Genomic DNA, 23,835 nt, shown 5'->3' on the forward strand with positions numbered 1-23,835 from the left:
GGAGCAAGCCCCCTCCCACATTCGACGGTGTTCACAGTTCAAAATGTGGGAGGGGGCTTGCCCCGATGAGGCCCTCTGCAGCACCACAAAAAAAGGCCGCGATCCATAGATCGCGGCCTTTTTTGCATTTCAACGCACCACGTCAGACTTCATCCAACTCCGCCTGCGCAATCACCGTCGCCTTCACCTCATCATGACGCCGGATGTACTTCCAATCTGCTTCATCAATGTAGATCCCGTTCGGCCCGCTGCCGCCTTCCAGGTCGATGGCCACCTGGGCGGACACCTGCGGCTTCACACTCGCCAGGATCGGCACGAAGCCCAATTGCAAACTGGTCTCCAGCAACGCCGCCTGGTTCTTCTCGTCGATATCGGCTGCCTCGTCGAGGTAGTACGGCAAGCGCACGCGCCCGGCCTGGTCGCGGTCCATCAAGTGCAGCAACAGGTACATGTTGGTCAGCGCCTTGATGGTCATGGTGGTGCCATTGGACGCGGCGCCATCAATGTCGGTGTGAATCACCGGCTGGCCGTTCACCTTGGTGATCTCGAACGCGAGTTCGAACAGGTCCTTGAGGCCCAACTGGTTATGGTTGGCCGCCACCAGGCGCGCCAGGTATTCCTTGGCCTCTTCGTTCTTGTTGTCCTGCTCGGCGCTCTGACTGAGGTCGAACACCGACAGGGTCTCGCCTTCCTCATACTGACCGGCGCTATGGATGATCTGGTCGATATGCTTGAGCGCCTCCTTGTTCGGTGCCAGCACGATGCGGAAGCTTTGCAGGTTGGAGACCTGTCGCTTGTTGATCTCGCGATTGAACAGCGCCAGTTGGTGTTCCAGGCTGTCGTAGTCGCTGCGGATATTGCGCAAGGTCCGCGCGATATCGGTGACTGCCGCCCGCCGCGCCTTGCCCAGCGTCAGCGCCTCATCGGTGCGGTGCGCATAGGCGTTGATCAGCAGTTGCAGACGACGCTCCACGTCATCCTCGCTGTCGAACTTGGCCACGCCCTTGAGCCGCACCTGAGCGTACAACGCTTCAATCTGGCCATCGGCACGCAGCAAGCCCTGCCAGCTGTCCTGATAGTCATTGAGCAGCGGCAGCAGGTTGTCCATGGAATCGTCGACCGGGTCCATGAACGGCGTGCCGAACGGCAAGTCCGCCGGCAACAGCTGGCGACGGCGCAAGGCGTCATCCAGGGTGCGCTGTTTGGCTTCCATATCGCCAATCTGGCGGCCGACCAGTTGCAGCTTGGCCGACAATTGCTGGACACGCTCGGTGAACGCATCGCTGGAACGCTTCAACTCATCCTGCGCCGCCTCCATCTGCGCCAGCTGTTCGAGCTTCTCGCCTTCTTCGGCGCTCAGAGTCTGCGCGCGACGGAAATCTTCCAGGGCTTTTTGCGCATCCAGCACCTGCTGGTACAGCGCCTCGGTCTGGGTCTTGCTGGCTGCGCGATCGGACGCCACAGCCTGCTGAGTCTTGAGTTGCTTGAGTTCTTTTTCCAGACGCTCTTTTTGATCACGCAGTGCCGCGCGATCCGCTAACGCCTGCAACGCGGGTGGTTCGATGTGCGAGATGTCGATGGACAGCCCCGGCACCTCAAAGCGCTCGCCCTTGAAGCCATCGAGGATCCGCTCCAGGGATTTGACCCAGTGGCCGTCTTCATCCAGCGTGATGCCCTGTTCACCCAATGGCAGGCTGAACAGCGAACTGTTGAACAGCCGCATCAGACGCTCGACGTCCTGCTGTGAGAATTCTTCGCGCAGCTTGGCGTAGCTGTTGTTGTCCGCGTGATCAAGCTGCTGTTTGACCGACTTCAGGCGTTTTTCCAGGTCGCGCAGACGCTCGTCCAGATCCTCGGCGCTGAACTGCCGCGACTGCGCCAGCGCACCCGCCAATTCATCGTGAGCATCCTTGGCCGCGAGCAACTGCTGCTCCAGCATCTTCACGTCGTCCACCAGCGCAAAGCGATGCTTGAGCACCGACAGCTCGCCCAGCCAGCGCTGGATGCCGCTGATCTCCCGCTCCAGGCGCATCAGCTCCTGGGTGCCGCCGCGCTGGTCATGTTGCAGTGCATCCTGTTCATTGCGGTAGTGCTCGGCCTGGATGGTCAGCTCTTCCTTGCGCGCACTGGCGTAGTCCGACCACGTGCCCAGCAGCGAGTCCAATAGCGGTGAGAGGCGGTGCAACTTGCCGCGCAACACATCGCGTTGCCGCACGCCATTGGCCAGCGCTTCGACCAATGGCCCGGCAGCCACCAGCGAGTTGTAGTCCTGCTCCATGCGTCGTACGTCGCGGAAGGCCTCTTCACACGCTGCGATGTAATCCACGCTGCCGGAACGCAGGCTGTGTTCGAAGGCATCAAGGAACAGTTGCTTGAGTTTGGCCGCGGTGATTTCGCGCATGTGCAGCAGGTTGATAAACAGCGCGCGGAAAGTCTTCAGGCTCTGCTCACTGGTGGAGCGCAGCGGGATCAGCGTCAGGTCCAGCGGGATCGACGTGTGACCGCCCACCAGCAAACGCCGCAGTTCATCCGGCTTGAGTTCGTAGGCCTTGAGGCCCTCTTTCTCAAGGTTGGTGAACAGCTCTTTCTGCCGCAGGCAGGTGTCGTTCTTCTGGTAGTGCGCCAGGTCCAGCTTGCCGGCATAGGCGAAGAACTGGTGACCGAAACCGCCACCCGGGCCGCGCCCGACCACGCCAATGACATGGGGGCCGTGGGGCAGCGAGACTTCCACGAGGATGTAGCTGGTGTCAGTGGCGAAGTAGAAGCGCCGCGATTGCTCGAGGGTGTACTTGCCGAAACTCATGTCCGACATGCGCGCCAGAATCGGAAACTGCAGGGCGTTGATCGAGGCGGATTTGCCCAGGTTGTTCGCGCCGTATACCGACAGCGGCTCTTCCAGCGGGAACAGGCCCAGGCTGTAACCGGCGGTGTTCAATAGGGCGAAGCGGCGGATGCCGTAGCGTTGCTTGCTCATGCATCGGTCTCCTGTTCTTCGGCAATGGCACGCGCCAGGGCGTCTTCGTCGCTTTCTTCCTCGAAGTCGCTCAAGTCCAGCGGGTCATCGGTCTTCAGCAGTTTTTCATCGCTGTCTTCGTCGATGATCACCGGCGCCGGCAATGGCAACACGCTGTGCACGCTGGCGGCAAGGTCGCGGTCCTGCTGCACCGACAGGCACACGTCGAGGAAGCGATGCATCGGCGGCAGGAAGCGATAGATGCCGTTGTCTTCGCTGGCAAAACCCAGCTGGGTCATGCGGCGCATTATTTTTTCTTCGAGTTCTTCCTGAGTCTGCACTTCGGCCTGGATAAACAGGTCGCGGTATTTATCCAGCAGCGACGGCAGTTCATCACGGCCCAGGCTGCCGCCGTCGAGCACGGCGATCGGGTCGCGGCCCTGGTCGGCCAGGTGTTCGACGATGATGAAGGTGAACAGCGCCAGACGCTGGGCGGTCTTGTTGACCTGCGCACTGGCGATGGCGGAGTCGGGCACGAAGTAATAAAAACCACGGGTGTCGCACACCAGCTCAAAGCCCAGGGCCTTGAACAGCGTGCGGTACTGGTCCTGGAAGTTCGACAGTTGCGCGTACAGCTCCGGGTCGCGGCGGCTGACGTGGTAACCCTTGAACAGCTCGCGAAAGATCGGCGCCAGTTGGGACAGTTCGGATAGATCAAGATGCATAAGGTGTACTCGCAGGTTGCTCGGCGGCGTCTGTGCCGGCCGGGAGCAGGGCGAATGAGCGCAGGCTGACCTGGTGCTCGTGTGTGTGGTAATCGCGGCGTTCCAGGCGTTCGCGCTTGAAGCGTTTTTCGCGCGAGAGGCGGGAGAACCAGTACAGCAATTCGTCGGTGGCGCCGTCCGGTTCCTGCTCCAGCAGCCAGGTCATCAGGTCAGGCATCGGCAGCGCGTCTTCGCAGCGTTCGAGCATTTCCTTGACCGTGCGCGGCGCGCGTTGGGCCTGGCCCTTGTGGGATGTGTGCGCCTTGGGGAAACGCGCCGGTTTCGGCTCGAAATTCGCCAGGGCATACACGTAGGCCTCGACCTGGCTGGCACTGCCCAGAAAGGTGCTTTGCGGCCGGGTGAACAGCGGCATCGCTGCCTGCGGCACCGCGTCCAGACCTTTGCGGCGGATCGCCGACAGGGCCAGCGCCGCGCCACGGGTCACTGCGTTGTGGCGGCGTGCCTCCTCACGCAACGGCAACAGCAGTTCGCGGGCGTGACGCAGGGTCAACTGGGCGCTGGTCTGCATTTCGAGGATGCGCGCGTGGGTACGCAGCAGCATGTCGTCGTCCACCAAGTGGCCGAGGCGCTGTTGCTCGGTGAGCATGCGCAGCAGCACATTCTCGACCTTGCGCACGCCTTGCTCGAAGGCGCCGTCGGCGTTCACCAACTGGATCATCGGTTCGACGTATTCATCCCAGGTCGCCAGGACTTCGGCGTAACGCTGGCGCAACGGGATCTGCCGGTCGCTGGTCTTGGCGCGGTCGGCCACGGCCGCCAGGGCTTGTTCGTCGTTGGCGAGTTTTTTCAGCACGTCGCGTACGCGCATGTCCAGCAGGCGCAATTGCCGGGCCAGGTCGTGGCCGTCACGGATGTCAAAGGCGTCCTGGATATAGCCGGCCAGACGCTCGAGGTGGCGCAGGTAGGCTTCGATTTCCAGGCACAGGCCAAGCCGGTGCTCTTTGCGCAAATAGGCGAGGAAGTCGTGGATCTGTGCGTTGAGCTCGAAACGGTTCGGGCTCTTGGCCACAGGCACCAGGATGTCCAGGCGAATCCACACATCCAGCAGGCTGGTGATGTCCTGGGGCGTGCTGTCCAGTTGTTGGGCAGCCAATTGCGCGCGCAGCTCGCCCAGGCTCAGGGTGCCTTGGTCGAAGTGTTCGCACAGTGGCTCAAGCAAGGCCCAGTGTTCGGCGAGGGCGCGCAGGACGCGCTTGGGTTCGATCATGGGAAAGGCCGGCTGGTTGGCGATTAAAGGTCGCGATTGTACTGCATCGGGAGTGGGATTTATCCACAGCCGGTCAGCGCGCAGTGGGCGATTGTTGCCGAACAGCGGTAGAATCCCCGCTCTTTACTTATCCACAAGTGGCCGAGCTGTGCTTATCGAGTCCCGACGTCGCGCTTACTTGACCGCCATGCAGGTGGTCAACTGGCTGCCCCGCACCGAACTGCCGTTTGCCGCACCGTCGCGGCCCGCGTTGTTGCAGGCGCCTGAGCCCTATGAGGCGTTCGACGCCTCGGGCGAGGAGGCCGCTGCGCCGGTTGCGCTGGTCAAGCCTGTGCCCGAGGTGCGGCCGGTGGTCGAACGGGCCAAAATCGAAGTGCCGCGCCCCTCGCCAGTGACCAAACCGATGGTGGCCGAAGACACGACGTCGGTGGCCAAGGCGCCAGTGGTGCCGCCGCCGCGTTTTGTCCTGCAACTGCTGCGAGCCGGGCGTTGCCTGCTGCTGGTGGAACTGCCCACCGGCGAGCGCTTCCAGACCCGCGACCCGGCCTACATGCTGCTCAAGGACATGCTGCGCGCCGCCGGCCTGCCCGACAGCCCGCAGATCGTCGGCGACCCGGTGCGCTGGCCGTTGCTGGTGCGCGGCACCATGGATCAGGGCCCGGACGCCGCGCGGGATTTTGTGCAAGGTTTTGTCTCGGCACGCCTGGAAGACGAACCCTGCGTGTGCCTGTGGCTGATCGGCCTGCCCGCCGTGCGCTTTGCCGGCGAGGCCAACGCCGAAGCCTGGTACCGCGAACTGCAGGTCGAAGGCCTGGGCTCGGTGTGGGCCCTGCCGGGCCTGGAATTATTAATGGAAGAGCCACAGCGTAAGGCTGATGTCTGGCAAGCCATGCGCCGGCTGATGGCGCGCTGGAAAACAACCGATGAGTGAGGCTTTATCCTTCCGCCCGATGACCGAGGCCGACCTCGACGCCGTGCTGAAAATCGAATACGCGGCGTTCAGCCATCCCTGGACGCGCGGCATCTTTCTCGATGGGCTGGGCAAGTACCAGATCTGGCTGATGTTCGAGGGTGAGCAGCAGGTGGGGCACGGTGTGGTGCAGATCATTCTGGATGAAGCCCATTTGCTCAATATCACCGTCAAACCGGAGAACCAGGGGCGTGGCCTGGGCCTGGCGTTGCTGGAGCACTTGATGTCCCGCGCGTATGCCGCCAGTGCGCGAGAGTGTTTCCTGGAGGTGCGCGACAGCAATACCGGGGCGTTCCGGTTGTATGAGCGTTATGGCTTCAATGAGATTGGGCGTCGGCGCGATTACTACCCGGCTGTCGGCGGCCGCGAAGACGCAGTCGTTATGGCCTGCACGCTCGTCGACTGAACACAGGGATCAGTGTAGGAGGGGCTTGCTCCCGATGGCGGTGTATCAGCGACTTATCAAGTAACTGACACCCTGCTATCGCGGGCAAGCCCCCTCTCACATGGCTAACAGTGTCGTATCAGCGGTTGCCGTCGACCGGATCGATATCCGCCAGCTCCGCTTCATCCAGGCCATTGCCGCCTCCGATCTCATCTTCATCCACAATGCTGAGGTCGAAGTCGGCTGGGTTGTCTTCCCCGGCCTCTCGCGCATCCCGCGCCCCGTCCTCATGGATCAGGGTTTCCGGGCTCATATCATCGTCAGTCGACTCATGGTCATCCGTCGAAGCCCCGGTCATCCCAGCCGCGCGCACCCGCTCATCGGGCATCAGGTGTTCGCGCTCGCCGCGCGGGATTTCATCGCCGATTTCCGCCGTCTGGTCTTCCTGGTCAAAGTCCAGCTCGCGCATCGAACCCATGCGGTCTTCGTTATCGTCAATCGGTTCGGGCTGCGTAGCGCCGTAGGGACGTCGTGATTCAGTCATGGCCAATCCTCATACTGTGGGGCTTATAGTGTGTGGACAGGCTCTGCACCCCAAAGATTCAAGCTAATTTGCGCCAGGCGTGACCCGAACGAGGGGTTGTCAGTCACACAGCTGCGCATCATTCCCGAGGCTTTCCCTGATGAACGAACTACAAGACCTGCTTGATAACAACGAACGCTGGGCGGATGCGATCAAACAGGAAGATCCCGAATTCTTCGCCAAGCTCGCCCGCCAGCAAACCCCGGAATACCTGTGGATCGGCTGTTCCGATGCGCGCGTACCGGCCAACGAGATCGTCGGCATGCTGCCAGGCGATCTGTTCGTGCACCGCAACGTGGCCAACGTGGTGCTGCACACCGACCTCAATTGCCTGTCGGTGATCCAGTACGCGGTCGATGTGCTCAAGGTCAAACACATCCTCGTCACCGGGCACTACGGCTGCGGCGGCGTGCGTGCGTCGATGCAGGACCGCCAGTTCGGCCTGATCGATGGCTGGCTGCGCACCATTCGTGATCTCTACTACGAAAACCGCGAAGTGCTGGCGCAGCTGCCCACCGAAGAAGAACAGGTCGACCGCCTGTGCGAGCTGAACGTGATTCAGCAGGTGGCCAACGTCGGCCACACCAGCATTGTGCAAAACGCCTGGCACCGTGGGCAGAGCCTGTCGATCCACGGCTGCATCTACGGCATCAAGGATGGTCGCTGGAAAAGCCTGAACACCACCATCAGCGGCTTCGAGCAACTGCCGCCGCAATATCGCCTGCGCCCGCTGGGTGACGCCTAAGGTCGCTCGGCGCGCTCGCGCTGCTCCAGGAACAGCCGGCCTTCTGCGCTGAGTTGTTCCTGCGAGCCTTTGATCCAGCCCCGGCAGTCCGGTGCTCCGCAGGTGCAGGCAAACTGTCGGGGCAGGGTGTCGCCGGTGGTGGCGTGATCGATGGTCAGCCAGGTACCGGCTGCGATGGGCATCACTGACCAAAGCTCCAGGTAGGACGTGTCGAAATACGTATTGGGGTGGCAGGCATGCTGCAGTTGACCGCACAACCACGGGTCATATAGCCAGATACGCCCCGAGATCTGAAACGTGTGCTGGCGGCATTCGCCCAAGGCATAGCCGAATACGCGAGCGATGAGGGTGCGGCTGTCGAACGCGACGCGGGATTTGACACCCATGATTTCGCCGGCTTTGTCGCAAACCATTTCAAATTGCCGGTTGGAGGGGTAGCCATACTCCGCCAACGTCGTTGTAAAGGGATACAGACAGTCGTCGTCAGAATTCGCGCGAATCGCCTTATCCATGGCACGAGTTTTCATCACGTTCCTTGAATGGGCTGCATCGACCTGCAGGTGATGTCTGACTGCCAGTCTTGCAGCGAATGGGCCCGGCTCAAGGTTCGCCGATGGGCTGGCTGATATCTACTGTCAAATTTGACAGTAGATATCAGCCAGCCCTGTGTGCTCTCTACAGGCTGGGCGCAGGCAGGAGAGTCGCTGGCGCGGGGTTCTTCAGCTGTTTCAACTGCGCCTTGATCGGTGCAGTGGCGCATTTGGCATTTGCCTGTTCCGGGGTCAGCGAGCGTACCGAGGTGTAGAACAATTCGCAGGTCTGTTCCTTGCGCGTCACTTGCCAAGTGGTGTTGCACGCCTGGAGCAACACGTTGGGGTCACTGGCCGGCTTGCGGCCCATGCCGGCTTGCCAGCAGGCCGCGCTCAAATCCTGCCCCATCACCTTCAGGCCGGCCTCGTCGGCTTTCTGTTCGTTACCGCCATAGCTTGCCGGGTCCGCCGCGTACCAGATGTAACTGGGGTGGTTGGCGCCCAGTACCGATACGCTTTTGCCGGCCACCGGGCTGATCTGCGCCAGGCCCATTACGTCAACGGTCTGCCCGTATTGCTGCTTGATCCAGCTGCGCACCGGCGCGCCGAAGGCCACCATGGGCAGCGCACCGTCGGGCCGCAGGCTCAGTTCACTGACCATGCGTGTCTGGTAGTCGGTGAAATAGCCGTAGACGTTTTCAAGGTCCTTGCCCGCATTGGACGGTGCGGCAATCGGGGCGATATCGATGATGGTCTGGTAGGCCGGGGTTTCGCTGGCCGGCACGCCGTTGTCGGTGAGCAGGGCGGCCCAGCGGTCGGTGGTGGCCGATTCCAGGTAGTCCTGGAAGTGGGTCAACGAATAATCCGGCGGAAAGTGCAACAGCTCGACGCTTTTGCGGTTTTCCAGGGCCATGCCCAGCGGCAGGAACAGGTACCAGTTGTAGGCCCATTTACCGTCGCTGTTCAGCTTGCTGGCGCCCTGATAGGCCAGATCGGCGGTGTTGAGCAATTGGGTGAGAGGCTGGCCGTAGGTATCCGGTACCCCGCTGAATGTGGCGGTCAGTTGGTCGCCGTCGGTTTTGACACTTACCTTGGCGCGACTGTAGCCGTCACGTTGCAGGCTCTGGTTGAGGTAGTGCTCGGCAGTCTGTTCCAGCGTCCACGGCTTGAAGCAGATCACGTTGCAGTTATTGGGGAAGGCGAATAATTGCGTGACGCGCTGGGTGTTCCCCAGCGGTACGTTGATGTCGGCCTGTACGACCGCACTGGCCAGCAGTGCGATCAGGGTGCAGGACAGCCTGGTCTGTTTAAACATAGTCGATTCCTTGTCAGCGAAAGCCCGTCTGCGCGGGTGAAAAGCCCACCTGCACACAGTAGCGGCTGGCCAGGAAAATCGCGTGCTAAATCGCTGCCGGTGTCGCTATTGGATAAGCGCCTTAGAGGTCGAAGCGCAATGCATTGCTCAGATCCCCCATCGGCTTCTGGCCCCGGGCACTCATTGCGTCATCGCGCTGCTTGAGGCCGTCCAGTGTTTCCAGTTGGAATACCCGCGTGATCAGCCGCAGGATCGAGGCCGTGTCGTACACCGTATGGTCGACCATGCCCTTGCGCGCAAACGGCGACACCACCAGCGCCGGCACCCGCGTGCCGGGGCCCCAGCGGTCGCCCTTGGGCGGCGCCACGTGGTCCCACCAGCCGCCGTTTTCATCGACAGTTACCACCACCACCATGTTTTTCCATTGCGGGCTTTCCTGCAGCACCTTCAAGGCACGGGCGATATGACGGTCGCCCGAGGCCACGTCGGCATAACCGGCGTGCATGTTGAGGTTGCCCTGGGGCTTGTAGAAGGTCACGGCAGGCAGCTTGCCCGCCTCGGCATCGGCAAAGAATTTATTGGTGCTGGACTCATCGCCCAGGCCGCCGTCGCGCAGGCGCTTGTCGCGTTCGGCGCGATTTTCCGGCCCCTGTTGCTTGAAGTAGTTGAAGGGCTGGTGGTGATACTGGAAGTTCGGGATTTTCGGGATACCGCCCGAGTCCTTGAACTGATCCAGGGTCGCCTGCCACGCGCCGGCGTACCAGGCCCAGTCGACGTTCTTCTTCGACAGCTTGTCGCCAATGTGCTCGTGGGTTTGCGGCACCAGCACATTGGGCAGGTCGGGCTTGGAGTAGTCCGGGTTCTGCGGGTCGCGGATCCAGGTTGGCCAATACGGCGGGGCCAGGGTGTTTACGCCGTAGCCGTCCGGGGTCAGGGCGCTGGGGCCGAACTGCGGCGGGCCGGTCATGGCGCTGGCCGGGGATGCATCCAGCGGTTTGAGGCGCGGGTCGGCAGGGTCATCGCTCTGCAACGTGGCGATCTGTGCCTTGGCCACCGATTGGGCAGCGTTCGGATAAAACGGCGCGGTGGCGCTGATCAGGTATTGATGGTTGAGGAACGAGCCACCGAACGCGCCCTGGAAGAAGTTATCGCAGAGCACGAACTCCTTGGCCACGTCCCACAGACGCAGGGCATAACGGCTCTGGGCGTAATGGCCCATCACCAGGCCGCCTGAGTCGGCCCAGGCGACAAAACCGTCGTTCTTGCCGCCGTTGATCTGCATCTGGTTTTGGTAGAACACGTGCCACAGGTCGCGGGTGACCAGGCTCAAAGGCAGGTCCGCGCCATTCGGGCCCTTGAGGGCGAAGGGTGCGTTGGGCAGGTTCTCCTGGAATTGCACTTCGCTGGGATAGGTCACGCCGTCCACGCTTTGCGGGCCGACCTGCAACACACCGCCCCAGGTCGGCGGCAGGCTGTTCAACACACTGCCGTCGCGGTCGCGCTGCTGGGTCTGGGCAGCGGACAGTGCGGACAGCGGTTTCTCCACGCCGGGGAAATCCGCAAACAGGTTATTGAAACTGCGGTTTTCGGCGTAGATCACCACCACGGTCTTCACCTGGTCGCGCAATGCCTTGTCCAATTCCTGTGGCGTGAGCGGTCGATCCGCCGGTTTGCCCGGCGCTTCGCTGGTATTGCCGCAGGCACTCAAGGTGGCGCCCACCCCCAGCACCGCCGCGCCTCCCAGGAAACGTCGCCGGCTGGTATCTACCGGCGGTTGTGCAACGGAATCGGGGGAAGGGCGGTCTTCGTGCTCGTCACTCATTGCGGGAGTCCCTGGCGATATGTTGCAAGATATTTCGCAGGACGGTAGCAATGCAATGTGACGGAACGAAGACAGCTGCTAGTCTCTGGCTCCAAGCCCAAGCTTGAAGCTAAAAACTTGCAACTTATAACTGCTCCTATGGCATCACCGGCGGCACATACGCCAATGTCGTCCCCAGCGCCCACAGCAAAAACAGCACCAGCGGCGTGTGCACCAGCAACTGCACAAACGAAAAACCGATCAAGTCCCGTGCCTTCAGGCCCAGCACCCCCAGCAGCGGCAGCATGTAGAACGGGTTGATCAGGTTCGGCAGTGCTTCGGCCGCGTTGTAGATCTGCACCGCCCAGCCCAGGTGGTATTGCAGGTCATTGGCCACTTGCATCACGTACGGCGCTTCAATGATCCACTTGCCGCCGCCCGACGGGATAAAGAAACCCAGCACCGCCGAATACACGCCCATCAATAGCGCGTAGGTGTCGTGGGACGCGATGGAGGTGAAGAACAGCGAGATATGGTGCGCCAGGGTCTGACCGTCGCCACCCTTGACCAGCGTCATCAGCGCGGCGATCGAGCCGTACAGCGGAAACTGGATCAACACGCCGGTGGTGGTCGGCACGGCGCGGGCCACTGCATCCAGGAAGCTGCGCGGGCGCCAGTGCAACAGCGCACCGACCATGATGAATAGGAAGTTATAGGTATTGAGCCCCGAGATCGCGCTGATTGCAGGCTTGGTCGAGAACTCGTGGAACAGCCAACCGGCCGCCAGCAGCGCCAGCAGGATGGTCAGCAGCGGACTGTGTTCCAGCCATTCGCCGGGGCGGGTCGGCGCCTGGACCTTGGGCAGGTTGAACGCCGGGTCGACGCCGCAGGCCTTGGCATCGCGTGCGCTGTTCGGGCCGGGCGCGGTGGCGTAGGCGATGATCAGCGACACCACGATCAGCGCCAGCAGCAGCACGCCCGATTGCCACAGAAAAATGGTCTCGGTGAACGGGATCATTCCGGTGATCGCCAGAATCGACGGCGGCAGACTGCCCGGGTTGGCCTGCAACTGCGCGGCCGACGACGACAGCCCCAGCGCCCAGACCGCACCAAGCCCCAGATAAGCCGCAGCACCGGCCGCGCGGTAGTCCATGCGCAAATCCGTGCGCCGGGCCAATGCCCGCACCAGCAAACCGCCGAACACCAGGGACAGGCCCCAGTTGAGCAACGACGCGACCATGGAAATCAAGGCCACCCAGGCTACGGCCGAGCGGCCGTTTTTGGGAATGCGCGCCAGGCGGTCGATCAGCTTGACCGCCGGCGGCGAACTGGCGACCACATAACCGCCGATCACCACGAAGGCCATCTGCATGGTGAACGGAATCAGGCTCCAGAACCCATCGCCAAAGGCCTTCGCGGCGTCGGTCGGCGCGGCGCCCATGCCTAGGGTCGCGACGGTGACGACAATCACTGCAAGCGCGGCAAACACCCAGGAGTCCGGAAACCAGCGTTCGGCGAAGTTGGAACAGCGCAGGGCAAAACGGGCATAGCGGCTTTCTTCAATGGCATCGGCCATGGGGGCTTCCTCTTGTAGTTATTATGGCGGCGGCAGCTTTCCGGCATGTTGCTCCACGGCCATTGATTTGGGAATGCAGTTATCTTCATCGATCAATGAGCAAAACAAATGTATCTGTCGTGATTGCCATGATCCGGTTCAGCTCCTAACCTGCACGCCATTTTGTCTGTCTGCCGAGCTTGCACATGACTGCCACTTTTCCTGCACAGGCGCAGCGTTTTTCCCGTTCCGATTACAAAACCCTGGGCCTGGCCGCTCTGGGCGGGGCCCTGGAAATCTACGACTTCATCATCTTCGTGTTTTTCGCGCTGACCCTCAGCCAGTTGTTCTTCCCGCCGGAAATGCCCGAGTGGCTGCGCCTGTTGCAGAGCTTCGGCATCTTCGTCACCGGCTACCTCGCGCGCCCGTTGGGCGGCATCCTGATGGCGCACTTTGCCGATCATCTGGGGCGCAAGCGCGTGTTCAGCCTGAGTATCCTGATGATGGCCTTACCCTGTCTGCTGATCGGGATCATGCCCACCTACGCGCAAATCGGCTATTTCGCACCGCTGATTCTGCTGGCGCTGCGCGTGCTGCAAGGCGCGGCCGTGGGCGGTGAAGTGCCCAGTGCCTGGACCTTCGTCGCCGAGCATGCGCCGCCTGCTCATCGCGGCTATGCCCTGGGTTTCCTGCAGGCCGGCCTGACCTTTGGCTACCTGCTCGGCGCGCTCACCGCGACGCTGCTGGCGCAGGTCTTCACGCCGGCAGAAATCCTCGATTACGCCTGGCGTTTGCCCTTTTTGCTTGGCGGCGTCTTCGGCGTGATCGGTGTGTGGCTGCGCCGCTGGCTCAACGAAACCCCGGTGTTCCTCGACATGCAGGCGCGCCGCCAGGCCGCTGCCGAACTGCCGCTGCGCACCGTGCTGCGCGAGCACCGCGCCGTGTTGCTGCCGGCGATGATCCTCACTTGCGTACTCACCTCGGCGGTGGTGGTGCTGGTGGTCATCACGCCAACGATGATGCAGAAAACCTTCGGCATGAGCCCCGGCCACACGTTCGCCCTCAGCGCGCTGGGCATCGTGTTTCTGAACATCGGCTGCGTATTGGCGGGCCTGCTGGTCGACCGCATCGGCGCCTGGCGTGCGGTGCTGGTGTACAGCCTTTTGCTGCCGGCGGGAATCGCGATTTTGTACACCAGCCTGATCAACGGCGGCCTCTGGCTCGGTGCGGCGTATGCGTTGGCGGGCCTGTGCTGCGGCGTGGTGGGCGCGGTGCCTTCGGTGATGGTCGGGCTGTTTCCGGCGCCGGTGCGGGTGTCGGGGATTTCCTTCACCTACAACATCGCCTATGCACTGTGGGCGAGTACCACGCCGCTGTTGCTGATCGCGCTGATGCCGACCAGCCCGTGGGTGTGCGTGGGGTATGGCGTGGTGATGGGGGCTGTGGGCGTGGCGAGTGTGGCGTTGTTTGGCAAGCGCCACACGCTGGCGGGCTGAGGCTCAGGTCAAAAAGTGCCAAAGCACCAACGTACCGACCAACCCCACCACCGAAACAATCGTCTGCAGCACCGACCACACCCAGATCGTCTGCTTTAACTGCAAGCCGAAATACTCGCGCACCATCCAGAAGCCAGCGTCGTTGACGTGGCAGAAGAACACCGAGCCTGCGCCAATCGCCAGCGCTACCAGTGAGCTTTGTGTGGCCGCCAGTCCCGCCATCATCGGCGCGAGGATGCCGGCCGTGGTAGTGGTCGCGACCGTCGCCGAACCGGTGGCCTGACGCAGCGCTACGGCGATCAGCCACGCCAGCAGCAGATAGGGCATGTGCGCGCCTTCGGCGACCTTGCTGATGGTCTGGCTCACGCCCGCGTCGAGCAGGGTCTGCTTGAGGCCGCCACCGGCGCCGATGGTCAGCAACAGCACCGCGATGGGGGCGATGGCTTTGCGCAAGGTGTTGCCGACGTCGGCGCGAGGCATGCCTGCGGCCCAGCCCAGGCAGATCACCGCGGCGATCACCGCCAGGGCGAGGGCGATCAGCGGCTCGCCGAGGAACTTCAACGTCAGGCCCAGGCTACTTTCCGTCGGCAGGGCGACTTTGGCCAGCGTGCTGCCCAGCATCAGAATCACCGGCAACAGAATGATCAGCAACGACACCGCAAAGCCAGGTTGGCGCGGTGCCTTGGGCGGTGCGCTGAACAACGCGCCGATGTCGGCCGGTGCATCCACGTGCAGGCGCCTGGACAGCCAGTTGCCATAGATCGGACCGGCAAGTATCACCGCAGGCACGGCCAGGCAAAAACCCAGCAACATGGTCAGGCCCAGGTCGGCGTGCAGCGCACCCACTGCGATCAGCGGTCCCGGATGCGGTGGCATCAGGGCGTGCAGGGTGGTCATGCCGGCCAGGGCCGGAATGGCGATTTTCAGCAGCGGCTGGTTCGAGCGTTTGGCCATCACCAAGATGATCGGCACCATCATCACCAGGCCCACTTCGAAGAACAGCGGCAAGCCGATCACCATCGCCACCAGCGCCATCACCCACGGCAGTGACTTGCCTTTGCCCAGCCCGAGCAGGGTGGTGGCGATACGGTCGGCCGCGCCGGATTCGGCCATCAACGCGCCGAGCATCGCGCCCAGCGCAATGATGATCCCGGCCTCGCCAAGAATCGCCCCGGCGCCTTTGCTGAAGGCCTTGGCAACCTCCTCCGGCGGCAGGCCGGCGCCGACGCCGGCGATAAAGGTGCCGATCAGAATCGACAGGAACGGCGGCAGCCTGGTCGCGCTGATCAGCACGATAATGCTGGTGATGGCGAGCAGGACGCAGAGCATGAGGCGTGTGTCGTGGAACATCCACGCGGCAGTCGATAACTCCAAAACGGGACTCCTTGGCGAACGGCTTGGCTGATATGTTTCTTTATGTTTCTGATCGGGAGCATACCTTATAAGGCGGCCGCTATCGGTTTCCGGGTGTGGCCGCGCGAACAGTTGATATTTCCCACGTCACCTTGCAGGTCGAAAGCACGTGGCCCATTACGATGAACATGACTACGTGTATGCCCGACCGCTTGCCTGTCAGGTTTGTAATCCTGCCTCCACCCCCCTGATAAGTCGCGATAGCTACATTGCCCTCGCTGGGAACCCTCAGCGACTTCATGGGCGTGGAACTGTCGTTATGTACATAACCGTTGGAACATTGTTGGGGGCTGCGGCGTTGTGGATAACCGCAAGTGTTGCCCAGGCGCAAACCCTCACCCTCGATGCAGCGCTGCAGACCGCCTTTGCCAACAATCCGGATCTGGCAGCTGCGCAATGGGAAATCGATATCGCCCGCGGCGGTCGCCAGCAGGCCGGGTTGATCCCCAATCCGGTTGCCTCCTGGGACGTCGAAGACACGCGCCGTAATGCCCGTACCACCACCGTCAAGCTCAGCCAGACCCTTGAACTGGGCGGCAAGCGCGGTGCGCGGATTGACCTGGCGACCCAGGCCCAGGTCGCTGCGGCGCTGACGTTGGAGCAGCAGCGCAACAGCCTGCGCGCCGATGTGATCGACCGCTACTACGGCGCCCTGCGTGCCCAGGAACGGCTGGATCTGGCGCAACGCTCCCTGGCGCTTGCCGAGCGCGGGCTGGTGATTGCAAACGGCCGGGTTACCGCCGGCAAGTCGTCGCCGGTGGAAGCCACCCGAGCACAGGTGCAATTGTCGGAGATTCGCCTGGAGCTGAATCGTGCGCAGGTCGGCCTCAACGATGCCTACCGTCAACTCGCCGCCAGCACCGGCAGCGCCGCCCCGGACTTCGACGCTGTCGCCGCGCAAAACCGGCCCGTGCCGTCGCTGCCGCCCCGCGCACAACTGCTGGCACGGGTCGAGCAAACTGCGCAATTGCGACTGGCCGAACTGCGTATCCGCGAGGGCGAAGCCAGCGTGACGCTGGAGAAAGCCCAGCGTATTCCCGATCTGGATGTGTCCATTGGCAGCCAGTACGACGCCAGCACGCGCGAGCGCGTAAATCTCGTTGGCGTCTCGATGCCGATCCCCGTGTTCAACCGCAACCAGGGCAACGTGCTCGCCGCCAACCGCCGCGCCGACCAGGCGCGCGACCTGCGCAACGCCGTCGAACTGCGGCTGCGCGCCGAAACCCTTCAGGCCCTGGCCTTGTGGCAAACCGCCAATACCGAAGTGCACACCTTCAACCAACAAATCCTGCCCGCCGCGCAAAGCGCCGTGGACAGCGCGACCCGTGGCTTCGAGATGGGCAAGTTCAACTTCCTCGACGTGCTCGACGCCCAGCGCACCTTGATTGCCGCCCGTACCCAGTACCTGACGGCCACCGCCCAGGCGACCGACGCCTGGGTGCGCCTCGAACGGATATACGGCGATCTCGTTCAGTTTTGATTTTTCAGGAGCAACCCATGAACAAACCACACGGTGTGGCGCTTGCCATCGCCCTGATACTGGCCTGGCCGGTAGCCGGCTTTGCCGATGGCGACGAGGAGGAGGGCACGCTTGAACTCACCGAACAGCAGGTCCAGGCCGCCGGTATTCAGCTTGCCAGGGCCCAGCCCCGCCCGATCAGTACGCTGCTGACACTGCCGGGCGAAGTGCGTTTTGACGAAGACCGTACCTCGCACATTATTCCGCGCGCGGCGGGTGTGGTGGAGTCGGTGAGCGTCAACCTTGGCCAATCGGTGAAGCAGGGGCAGTTGCTGGCGGTGATTGCCAGCCAGCAGATTTCCGATCAACGCAGCGAGCTGGCCGCCAGTGAGCGGCGGGTCGAGCTGGCGCGCATAACCTTCCAGCGCGAACGTCAGTTGTGGCAGGACAAAATCTCTGCCGAGCAGGACTACCTGCTCGCACGCCAGACGTTGGCGGAGGCCGAGATCGCGCGCAATAACGCCCGCCAGAAGATGACCGCCCTCAGCGGCAACGCGGGCTCGGCCGGCGGCAATCGTTATGAACTGCGCGCCCCGTTCGCCGGGGTGGTGGTGGAAAAACATCTGGGTGTCGGCGAAGTGGTCAGTGAGACCAGCAACGCCTTCACCCTCTCGGACCTGTCCCAGGTGTGGGTCACGTTCGGGGTCTTTCCCAAGGACTTGAACAAGGTCCGCGTTGGCAAGCCGGTGATCGTCAGCTCCACGGAAATGGACACTCGGGTGCAAGGCACCGTGGCCTATGTGGGCAACCTGCTGGGCGAACAGACGCGTACCGCCACCGTGCGTGTCAGCGTGCCCAACCCTGACGGCGCGTGGCGCCCGGGCCTGTTTGTGAGCGTGCAATTGGCCACCGACACCACGCAGGCCAGCGTCACCGTGCCACAGGAGGCGATCCAGACGGTCGAGGACAAACCTTCGGTATTCGAGCGAACCCCGAGCGGCTTCATCACCCGCCATGTGGAGCTGGGCATGCGCGAGAACGGCTACGTCGAAGTGCGCCAGGGGCTCGACGCAGGCGCGCAGGTGGCCACGGTCGGCAGCTTTATCCTCAAGTCCGAACTGGGCAAAGGTTCGGCCGAACACGGCCATTGATTCCGCGAGTGATTTTTCATGTTTGAGCGCCTTATTCAATTCGCCATCGAGCAGCGCATCATTGTGCTGCTGGCGGTACTGTTGATGGCCGGTGTCGGCATCGCCAGCTATCAGAAATTACCCATCGACGCCGTGCCCGACATCACCAATGTGCAGGTGCAGATCAACTCGGCGGCGGCGGGCTTCTCGCCGCTGGAAACCGAGCAGCGCATCACCTTTCCCATTGAAACCGCCATGGCCGGGTTGCCGGGCCTGCAGCAGACGCGTTCGTTGTCGCGTTCGGGGTTGTCGCAGGTGACGGTGATTTTCAAGGACGGCACCGACCTGTTCTTTGCCCGGCAATTGGTCAACGAGCGTCTGCAAGTGGCCCGCGATCAATTGCCCGAAGGCATCGAGAGCACCATGGGGCCGATTTCCACCGGGCTTGGGGAGATTTTCCTGTGGACCGTGGAGGCCGAGGAGGGCGCCCGCAAGGAGGACGGCACACCCTACACGCCGACGGACCTGCGCGTGATCCAGGACTGGATCATCAAGCCGCAACTGCGCAACGTGCCGGGCGTGGCGGAGATCAATACGATTGGCGGGTTCGCCAAGGAATACCAGATCGCCCCGGACCCCAAGCGCCTGGCGGCCTACAACCTGACATTGAACGACCTGGTCACGGCGCTGGAGCGCAACAATGCCAACGTCGGCGCCGGCTATATCGAACGCAGTGGCGAGCAGTTGCTGATCCGCGCACCGGGGCAGGTGGCGTCCATCGAGGATATTGCCAATATCGTCATCACCTCGACGGAGGGCACGCCGATTCGCGTGCGCAATGTGGCGCAGGTCGAGATCGGCCGCGAACTGCGCACCGGCGCAGCCACCGAGAACGGCCGCGAAGCGGTGCTGGGCACGGTGTTCATGCTGATCGGCGAGAACAGTCGCAGTGTGTCCCAGGCGGTGGCGAAGAAACTCGAGGAGATCAACCGTTCGCTGCCCGCAGGCGTGGTGGCGGTTACCGTCTACGACCGTACCAACCTTGTCGAAAAAGCCATTGCCACGGTCAAGCGCAACCTCTTCGAAGGGGCGCTGCTGGTGGTCGCGGTGCTGTTTCTGTTTCTGGGCAATATCCGCGCGGCGCTGATCACTGCGATGGTCATTCCGCTGGCGATGCTGTTCACGTTCACCGGCATGTTCACCTACAAAGTCAGCGCCAACCTCATGAGCCTTGGCGCGCTGGATTTCGGCATTATCGTCGACGGCGCAGTGGTGATCGTCGAGAACTCGATCCGCCGCCTGGCCCATGCGCAACATCGACACGGCCGCCTGCTGACCCGCAGCGAGCGCCTGCACGAGGTATTCGCCGCCGCGAAGGAAGCGCGGCGGGCGCTGATCTACGGGCAACTGATCATCATGGTGGTGTACCTGCCGATCTTTGCCCTCACCGGCGTGGCCGGGAAGATGTTCCACCCGATGGCGTTCACTGTGGTCATCGCCCTGTTGGGTGCGATGATCCTGTCGGTGACCTTCGTGCCGGCGGCGATTGCGCTGTTTGTCACCGGTAAGGTCAAGGAAGAGGAAAATCTGGTGATGCGCAGCGCGCGTCGGGTGTACGCGCCGGTGCTGGACTGGGTGATGGCGCGTCGGCCGCTGGTCTTCGCACTGGCGGCGCTGACCATTGTCGGCACCGGTCTGATGGCCAGCCGCATGGGCAGCGAGTTTATCCCCAGCCTCAGCGAAGGCGATTTCGCCCAGCAGGCCTTGCGCGTGCCCGGCACCAGCCTCACGCAATCGGTGCAGATGCAGCAGCAACTGGAAAAGACCTTGCTGGCACAAGTGCCGGAAATCGAGCGGGTGTTCGCGCGTACGGGCACGGCTGAGATTGCGTCCGACCCGATGCCGCCGAATATTTCCGACAGTTACCTGATGCTCAAGCCAAAGGAGCAATGGCCCGACCCCAACAAATCCCGTGAGGCACTGATCGCCGATATTCAGCGCGCCAGTGAAATAGTGCCGGGCAGCGCGTATGAACTCTCGCAACCGATCCAGCTGCGTTTCAACGAGCTGATCTCAGGCGTGCGCAGCGATGTAGCGGTGAAGGTATTTGGCGATGACATGGCGGTGCTCAACAGCACCGCCGGCGCGATCGCCGGGACCCTGCGCGGGATTGATGGCGCTTCGGAAGTCAAAGTAGAGCAGACATCCGGCCTGCCGGTGCTGACGATCAATATCGACCGCGAAAAGGCGGCGCGTTTTGGCCTCAATACCGGTGATGTGCAGGACACCATTGCCGTCGCAGTCGGTGGTCGCAAGGCCGGTACGCTGTACGAAGGTGACCGCCGATTTGACATGGTCGTGCGCTTGTCCGACACGCTGCGCACCGATATCGACGGGCTGTCACGCCTGTTGATCCCGGTGCCGGCGTTGGCGGGCAGCCCTTCCGGGCAACTGGGATTTATCGCGTTGTCACAGGTGGCCAGCCTCGACCTGCTACTGGGCCCCAATCAGGTAAGTCGCGAGAACGGCAAGCGCCTGGTAATCGTCAGTGCCAACGTGCGCGGGCGCGATATCGGTTCGTTTGTGGAAGAAGCCGAGGCCGCAATCAGCGGCGAGGTGAAAGTGCCCGCAGGTTACTGGACCTCCTGGGGCGGCCAGTTCGAGCAACTGAAGGAGGCCTCCGAGCGGCTGCGCATCGTGGTGCCGGTGGCATTGCTGCTGGTGTTCGGCCTGTTGTTCATGATGTTCAACAACATCAAGGACGGCTTGCTGGTGTTCACCGGGATTCCGTTTGCGCTGACCGGCGGGATCATGGCCCTGTGGCTGCGCGATATCCCGCTGTCGATCTCGGCGGGCGTGGGGTTTATCGCGTTGTCTGGCGTGGCGGTGCTCAATGGCCTGGTGATGATCGCCTTTATCCGCAATCTGCGCGAAGAAGGGTATTCGCTGGCGCTGGCGATCAACGAAGGTGCGCTGACGCGCCTGCGCCCGGTATTGATGACTGCGCTGGTGGCGTCTCTTGGGTTCATCCCCATGGCCCTGGCCACCGGCACCGGTGCCGAGGTGCAGCGGCCGTTGGCCACGGTGGTGATCGGAGGGATCATTTCATCAACGTTGCTGACATTATTGGTGCTGCCGGCGCTGTATCAGTGGGCGCACCGCAAGGACGAGGAAACACCAGTCGAAACTGCGTAAATCCACTTGGCTGGCTGTGTACGTCGGCCTGCCCCTGGTGCAGGGTCATGATCGACTGCACGATGGCCAGGCCCAGGCCAGTGCCGCCCTCGGTGCGCGCGCGGCTGCTGTCGGCGCGGTAGAAACGCTCGAACACATGCGGCAGGTGATGGGCTTCGATGCCTGCCCCCGCGTTGCTAACCAATACGCAGATGCTGTCGGCGCCTGCTTCTACGCTCAGAGGCACGTACCCACCCTCCGGGCTATGGCGAATTGCGTTGGACAGCAGGTTCGAGAGCGCACGTTGAATCATCAGGCGGTCACCCTGTACCTGGGCATTTCCGCTCAGGGAGAGGCTCAGGTGCTTTTCTTCGGCGCTGAAGGCGAACAGTTCCATTACCCGCTCGGCTTCCTGCGCCAGCGACACCGTGGTGAACGACGCGCGGGCGGACGGATGGCTGACTTGCGCCAGAAACAGCATGTCGTAGACGATGCGTGCCAGGCGCTCCAGCTCTTCCACGCTGGACTCCAGCGCCGCTTTGTAGGCCTCTGGCACTCGCGGGCGCGAGAGGGTTACCTGGGCCTTGCCCATCAGGTTGGTGAGCGGCGCGCGCAATTCGTGGGCAAGGTCGTCGGAAAACTGCGACAGCTGCTGCACCCCCGCGTCCAGCCGGTCGAGCATTACGTTGAACGCCTGCGCCAACTCCGCCAGCTCCTTTGGCAGGTTGTCCACCGCCAGACGATGCGTGAGGTCCTGGGTGGTGACTTTGGCCGCGACGTGGCTGAACTGCTTCAAGGGTGCCAACCCGCGCTGTACCAGCCACCACGCACCCAGGCCGATCAGCACCAGCAGCAACGGCAGCACGAACAGGGTGGAGCGCAGATAGGCACTGAGCAGCGCTTGGTCATCGGCACGGTCTCGCGTCAGCAGCACCCGCACATTTTCGCCGCTGCGCAGGCGCACCAGGCGTGAGGCACCGAGCTGCTGGTTGCCGCGCCCGTCGGCCCATGTCAGGTAGCCGAGGGTTTCACTGGCAGTAAAGTCTGTCATCAAGGGTGCCTGAACCCTGGTGCCAACACTGAGCAACACGTCGGTGGTCGGCAATGGCCCGACGATGGTCAGGTAGAAATTATCGTGGCCCATCACCAGGTCCGGCAGAGGATGGTTGCGCGTTGCAATCTCGCGCGTGTTGAGGTTCATGGTCAGGCTGTGCTGAATCAGCTCCATCTTGTTTTCCAGACTCTTGCGCGCCATTTTTTCCAGTTCGTGATCGAGCACCAGAAAGGCCAGAGTCGCCAGCAGCAGCACCAGGCCCGCGCCCATCAGGCTGACCATCAGCCCCAGACGCGTCGACAAGCTGCTGGTTTTCATTGGCGTGCCTCCAGCACATAGCCCACGCCGCGAATGGTATGAATCAGCCTGACCTCGCTCTGGTCATCGACCTTGGCGCGCAGGCGGCTGATGGACACTTCCACCACGTTAGTGTCGCAATCGAAATTCATGTCCCACACCAGAGAAATGATCTGCGTGCGGGTCATCACCTCGCCGGTCTGGCGCATCAATACATGCAGCAGGGCGAACTCCTTGGTGGTCAGGTCGATGCGTCGGTTGCCGCGGTACGCTCGATGCCTTCGCGGGTCCAGCTCCAGGTCCGAGACGCGCAGCACCTCCGGCAGCGGGATGTGTTCGCTGCGGCGCAACAAGGTGCGCACACGGGCCAGTAATTCAGGAAATTCAAAGGGCTTGACCAGGTAGTCGTCGGCGCCCATGTCCAGGCCTTTGATCTTGTCGGCCAGGCGCCCGCGTGCCGTCAGCATCATCACTCGCTGGTTGCCGTCGCGGCGTAATTGCTCAAGCACGCCCCAACCATCGGTGTTGGGCAAATTGACATCGAGGATCACCAGTTCGTAGCTGTGTTGCCGCGCCAGGTGCAAGCCATCGATGCCGCTGGCGGCGCAGTCGACGACGTAACCGCTTTCGGTCAGGCCTTGCTGCAGGTAGTCGGCGGTTTTCTGCTCGTCCTCAACAACCAGGATGCGCATAGGGATTTTCCTTCAAGAATAGGGAAATGATATGGCCTCACAGAAGGCTCTGAGTAAGCTGTAGGGGAAGTCTCAAACGTGAAGAGGCTTTAGGGTCAAGCGATGTAAGGCCGGTGTGACATTTGGCCGCTGAAGTTCAACGCAAAAAAAACGCCCCGGCGGGGGCGTAAATATTCATCTCTGTTCCAAAGGAGCTATACAAAAGCCGCAGAGATGAAGGATGTCGAGTAAGCGAGTTTAAAAATTACAACTTAACGAGCAGGTGAGTCCGATATTACAGTTCTGACAGAC

Annotated in this window: 18 protein-coding genes; 7 read left to right on the forward strand and 11 right to left on the reverse strand. The window is 62.3% G+C overall.

What is annotated here, in order from left to right:
• Window positions 1–142 precede the first annotated feature (142 nt).
• From mksF to mksB, 3 genes are read right to left on the reverse strand one after another with little or no spacing between them, the layout of a single operon-like run.
• Window positions 143–2,974, reverse strand: coding sequence for an Mks condensin complex protein MksF (gene mksF, locus RHM60_RS19815; RefSeq protein WP_322212557.1), 2,832 nt, complete (start codon window positions 2,972–2,974; stop codon window positions 143–145).
• Window positions 2,971–3,678 carry an Mks condensin complex protein MksE gene (gene mksE / locus RHM60_RS19820; RefSeq protein ID WP_231423751.1) on the reverse strand — a complete coding sequence of 236 codons (708 nt, stop codon included), beginning with the start codon at window positions 3,676–3,678 and terminating at the stop codon, window positions 2,971–2,973. The genes mksF and mksE overlap by 4 nt, the downstream gene beginning before the upstream one ends.
• A complete protein-coding gene (mksB, locus tag RHM60_RS19825) occupies window positions 3,668–4,945 on the reverse strand; it encodes an Mks condensin complex protein MksB (protein WP_209988208.1) in 1,278 nt (425 codons plus the stop codon). Before mksB ends, mksE begins: the two co-directional genes overlap by 11 nt.
• Window positions 4,946–5,132: 187 nt before the next feature.
• Between mksB and RHM60_RS19830 the strand changes: the two genes are divergently transcribed.
• Window positions 5,133–5,876, forward strand: a complete 744-nt coding sequence (locus RHM60_RS19830) for an energy transducer TonB (protein ID WP_322214644.1) — start codon at window positions 5,133–5,135, stop codon at window positions 5,874–5,876.
• Complete coding sequence (rimI, locus tag RHM60_RS19835) at window positions 5,869–6,321, forward strand: ribosomal protein S18-alanine N-acetyltransferase (RefSeq protein WP_005784514.1); 453 nt, start codon at window positions 5,869–5,871, stop codon at window positions 6,319–6,321. Before RHM60_RS19830 ends, rimI begins: the two co-directional genes overlap by 8 nt.
• Window positions 6,322–6,439: 118 nt before the next feature.
• Here rimI and RHM60_RS19840 read toward each other — a convergent pair whose 3' ends face one another.
• A complete protein-coding gene (locus RHM60_RS19840) occupies window positions 6,440–6,844 on the reverse strand; it encodes a serine kinase/phosphatase (protein WP_209988211.1) in 405 nt (134 codons plus the stop codon).
• Between the two features lie 139 nt (window positions 6,845–6,983).
• Between RHM60_RS19840 and can the strand changes: the two genes are divergently transcribed.
• Window positions 6,984–7,628: a carbonate dehydratase gene (gene can, locus RHM60_RS19845; RefSeq protein ID WP_003232867.1), complete on the forward strand. Its 645-nt coding sequence runs from the start codon at window positions 6,984–6,986 to the stop codon at window positions 7,626–7,628.
• On the opposite strand, the gene RHM60_RS19850 is transcribed toward can, so the two are convergent.
• The 4 genes from RHM60_RS19850 to RHM60_RS19865 form a co-directional block, all read right to left on the reverse strand.
• Complete coding sequence (locus RHM60_RS19850) at window positions 7,625–8,155, reverse strand: SET domain-containing protein-lysine N-methyltransferase (RefSeq protein ID WP_322212559.1); 531 nt, start codon at window positions 8,153–8,155, stop codon at window positions 7,625–7,627. The genes can and RHM60_RS19850 overlap by 4 nt on opposite strands.
• Before the next feature lie 148 nt (window positions 8,156–8,303).
• Window positions 8,304–9,473: a hypothetical protein gene (locus RHM60_RS19855; protein ID WP_209988217.1), complete on the reverse strand. Its 1,170-nt coding sequence runs from the start codon at window positions 9,471–9,473 to the stop codon at window positions 8,304–8,306.
• A 121-nt stretch (window positions 9,474–9,594) separates the two neighbouring features.
• Window positions 9,595–11,295, reverse strand: coding sequence for an acid phosphatase (gene acpA / locus RHM60_RS19860; protein ID WP_322212560.1), 1,701 nt, complete (start codon window positions 11,293–11,295; stop codon window positions 9,595–9,597).
• Between the two features lie 136 nt (window positions 11,296–11,431).
• Window positions 11,432–12,850 (reverse strand): short-chain fatty acid transporter, encoded by a 1,419-nt coding sequence (locus tag RHM60_RS19865; RefSeq protein ID WP_209988222.1) that lies wholly within the window; start codon window positions 12,848–12,850, stop codon window positions 11,432–11,434.
• 185 nt (window positions 12,851–13,035) lie between these two features.
• Between RHM60_RS19865 and RHM60_RS19870 the strand changes: the two genes are divergently transcribed.
• Entirely contained in the window at window positions 13,036–14,325 is a 1,290-nt protein-coding gene (locus RHM60_RS19870; protein WP_231423754.1) for an MFS transporter, read from the forward strand.
• A 3-nt stretch (window positions 14,326–14,328) separates the two neighbouring features.
• Here RHM60_RS19870 and RHM60_RS19875 read toward each other — a convergent pair whose 3' ends face one another.
• On the reverse strand, window positions 14,329–15,699 hold the full coding sequence (locus RHM60_RS19875; protein WP_322212561.1) for a gluconate:H+ symporter: 1,371 nt from the start codon (window positions 15,697–15,699) through the stop codon (window positions 14,329–14,331).
• A gap of 298 nt (window positions 15,700–15,997) precedes the next feature.
• Between RHM60_RS19875 and RHM60_RS19880 the strand changes: the two genes are divergently transcribed.
• Genes RHM60_RS19880 through RHM60_RS19890 form a run of 3 tightly spaced genes read left to right on the forward strand, consistent with a single transcriptional unit; the run spans window position 15,998 to window position 21,522 of the window.
• Window positions 15,998–17,218: a TolC family protein gene (locus RHM60_RS19880; RefSeq protein WP_322212562.1), complete on the forward strand. Its 1,221-nt coding sequence runs from the start codon at window positions 15,998–16,000 to the stop codon at window positions 17,216–17,218.
• 17 nt (window positions 17,219–17,235) lie between these two features.
• On the forward strand, window positions 17,236–18,348 hold the full coding sequence (locus RHM60_RS19885; RefSeq protein ID WP_322212563.1) for an efflux RND transporter periplasmic adaptor subunit: 1,113 nt from the start codon (window positions 17,236–17,238) through the stop codon (window positions 18,346–18,348).
• An 18-nt stretch (window positions 18,349–18,366) separates the two neighbouring features.
• Window positions 18,367–21,522, forward strand: coding sequence for a CusA/CzcA family heavy metal efflux RND transporter (locus RHM60_RS19890; protein ID WP_322212564.1), 3,156 nt, complete (start codon window positions 18,367–18,369; stop codon window positions 21,520–21,522).
• Here the strand turns inward: RHM60_RS19890 and RHM60_RS19895 are convergent.
• On the reverse strand, window positions 21,428–22,873 hold the full coding sequence (locus tag RHM60_RS19895) for a heavy metal sensor histidine kinase (protein ID WP_322212565.1): 1,446 nt from the start codon (window positions 22,871–22,873) through the stop codon (window positions 21,428–21,430). The two genes, RHM60_RS19890 and RHM60_RS19895, sit on opposite strands and share 95 nt — an antisense overlap.
• Window positions 22,870–23,544, reverse strand: coding sequence for a heavy metal response regulator transcription factor (locus RHM60_RS19900; protein ID WP_209988254.1), 675 nt, complete (start codon window positions 23,542–23,544; stop codon window positions 22,870–22,872). The genes RHM60_RS19895 and RHM60_RS19900 overlap by 4 nt, the downstream gene beginning before the upstream one ends.
• Between the last annotated feature and the right edge of the window lie 291 nt (window positions 23,545–23,835).

Source organism: Pseudomonas sp. MH9.3 (assembly GCF_034354675.1).
Classification (GTDB): Bacteria; Pseudomonadota; Gammaproteobacteria; order Pseudomonadales; family Pseudomonadaceae; genus Aquipseudomonas.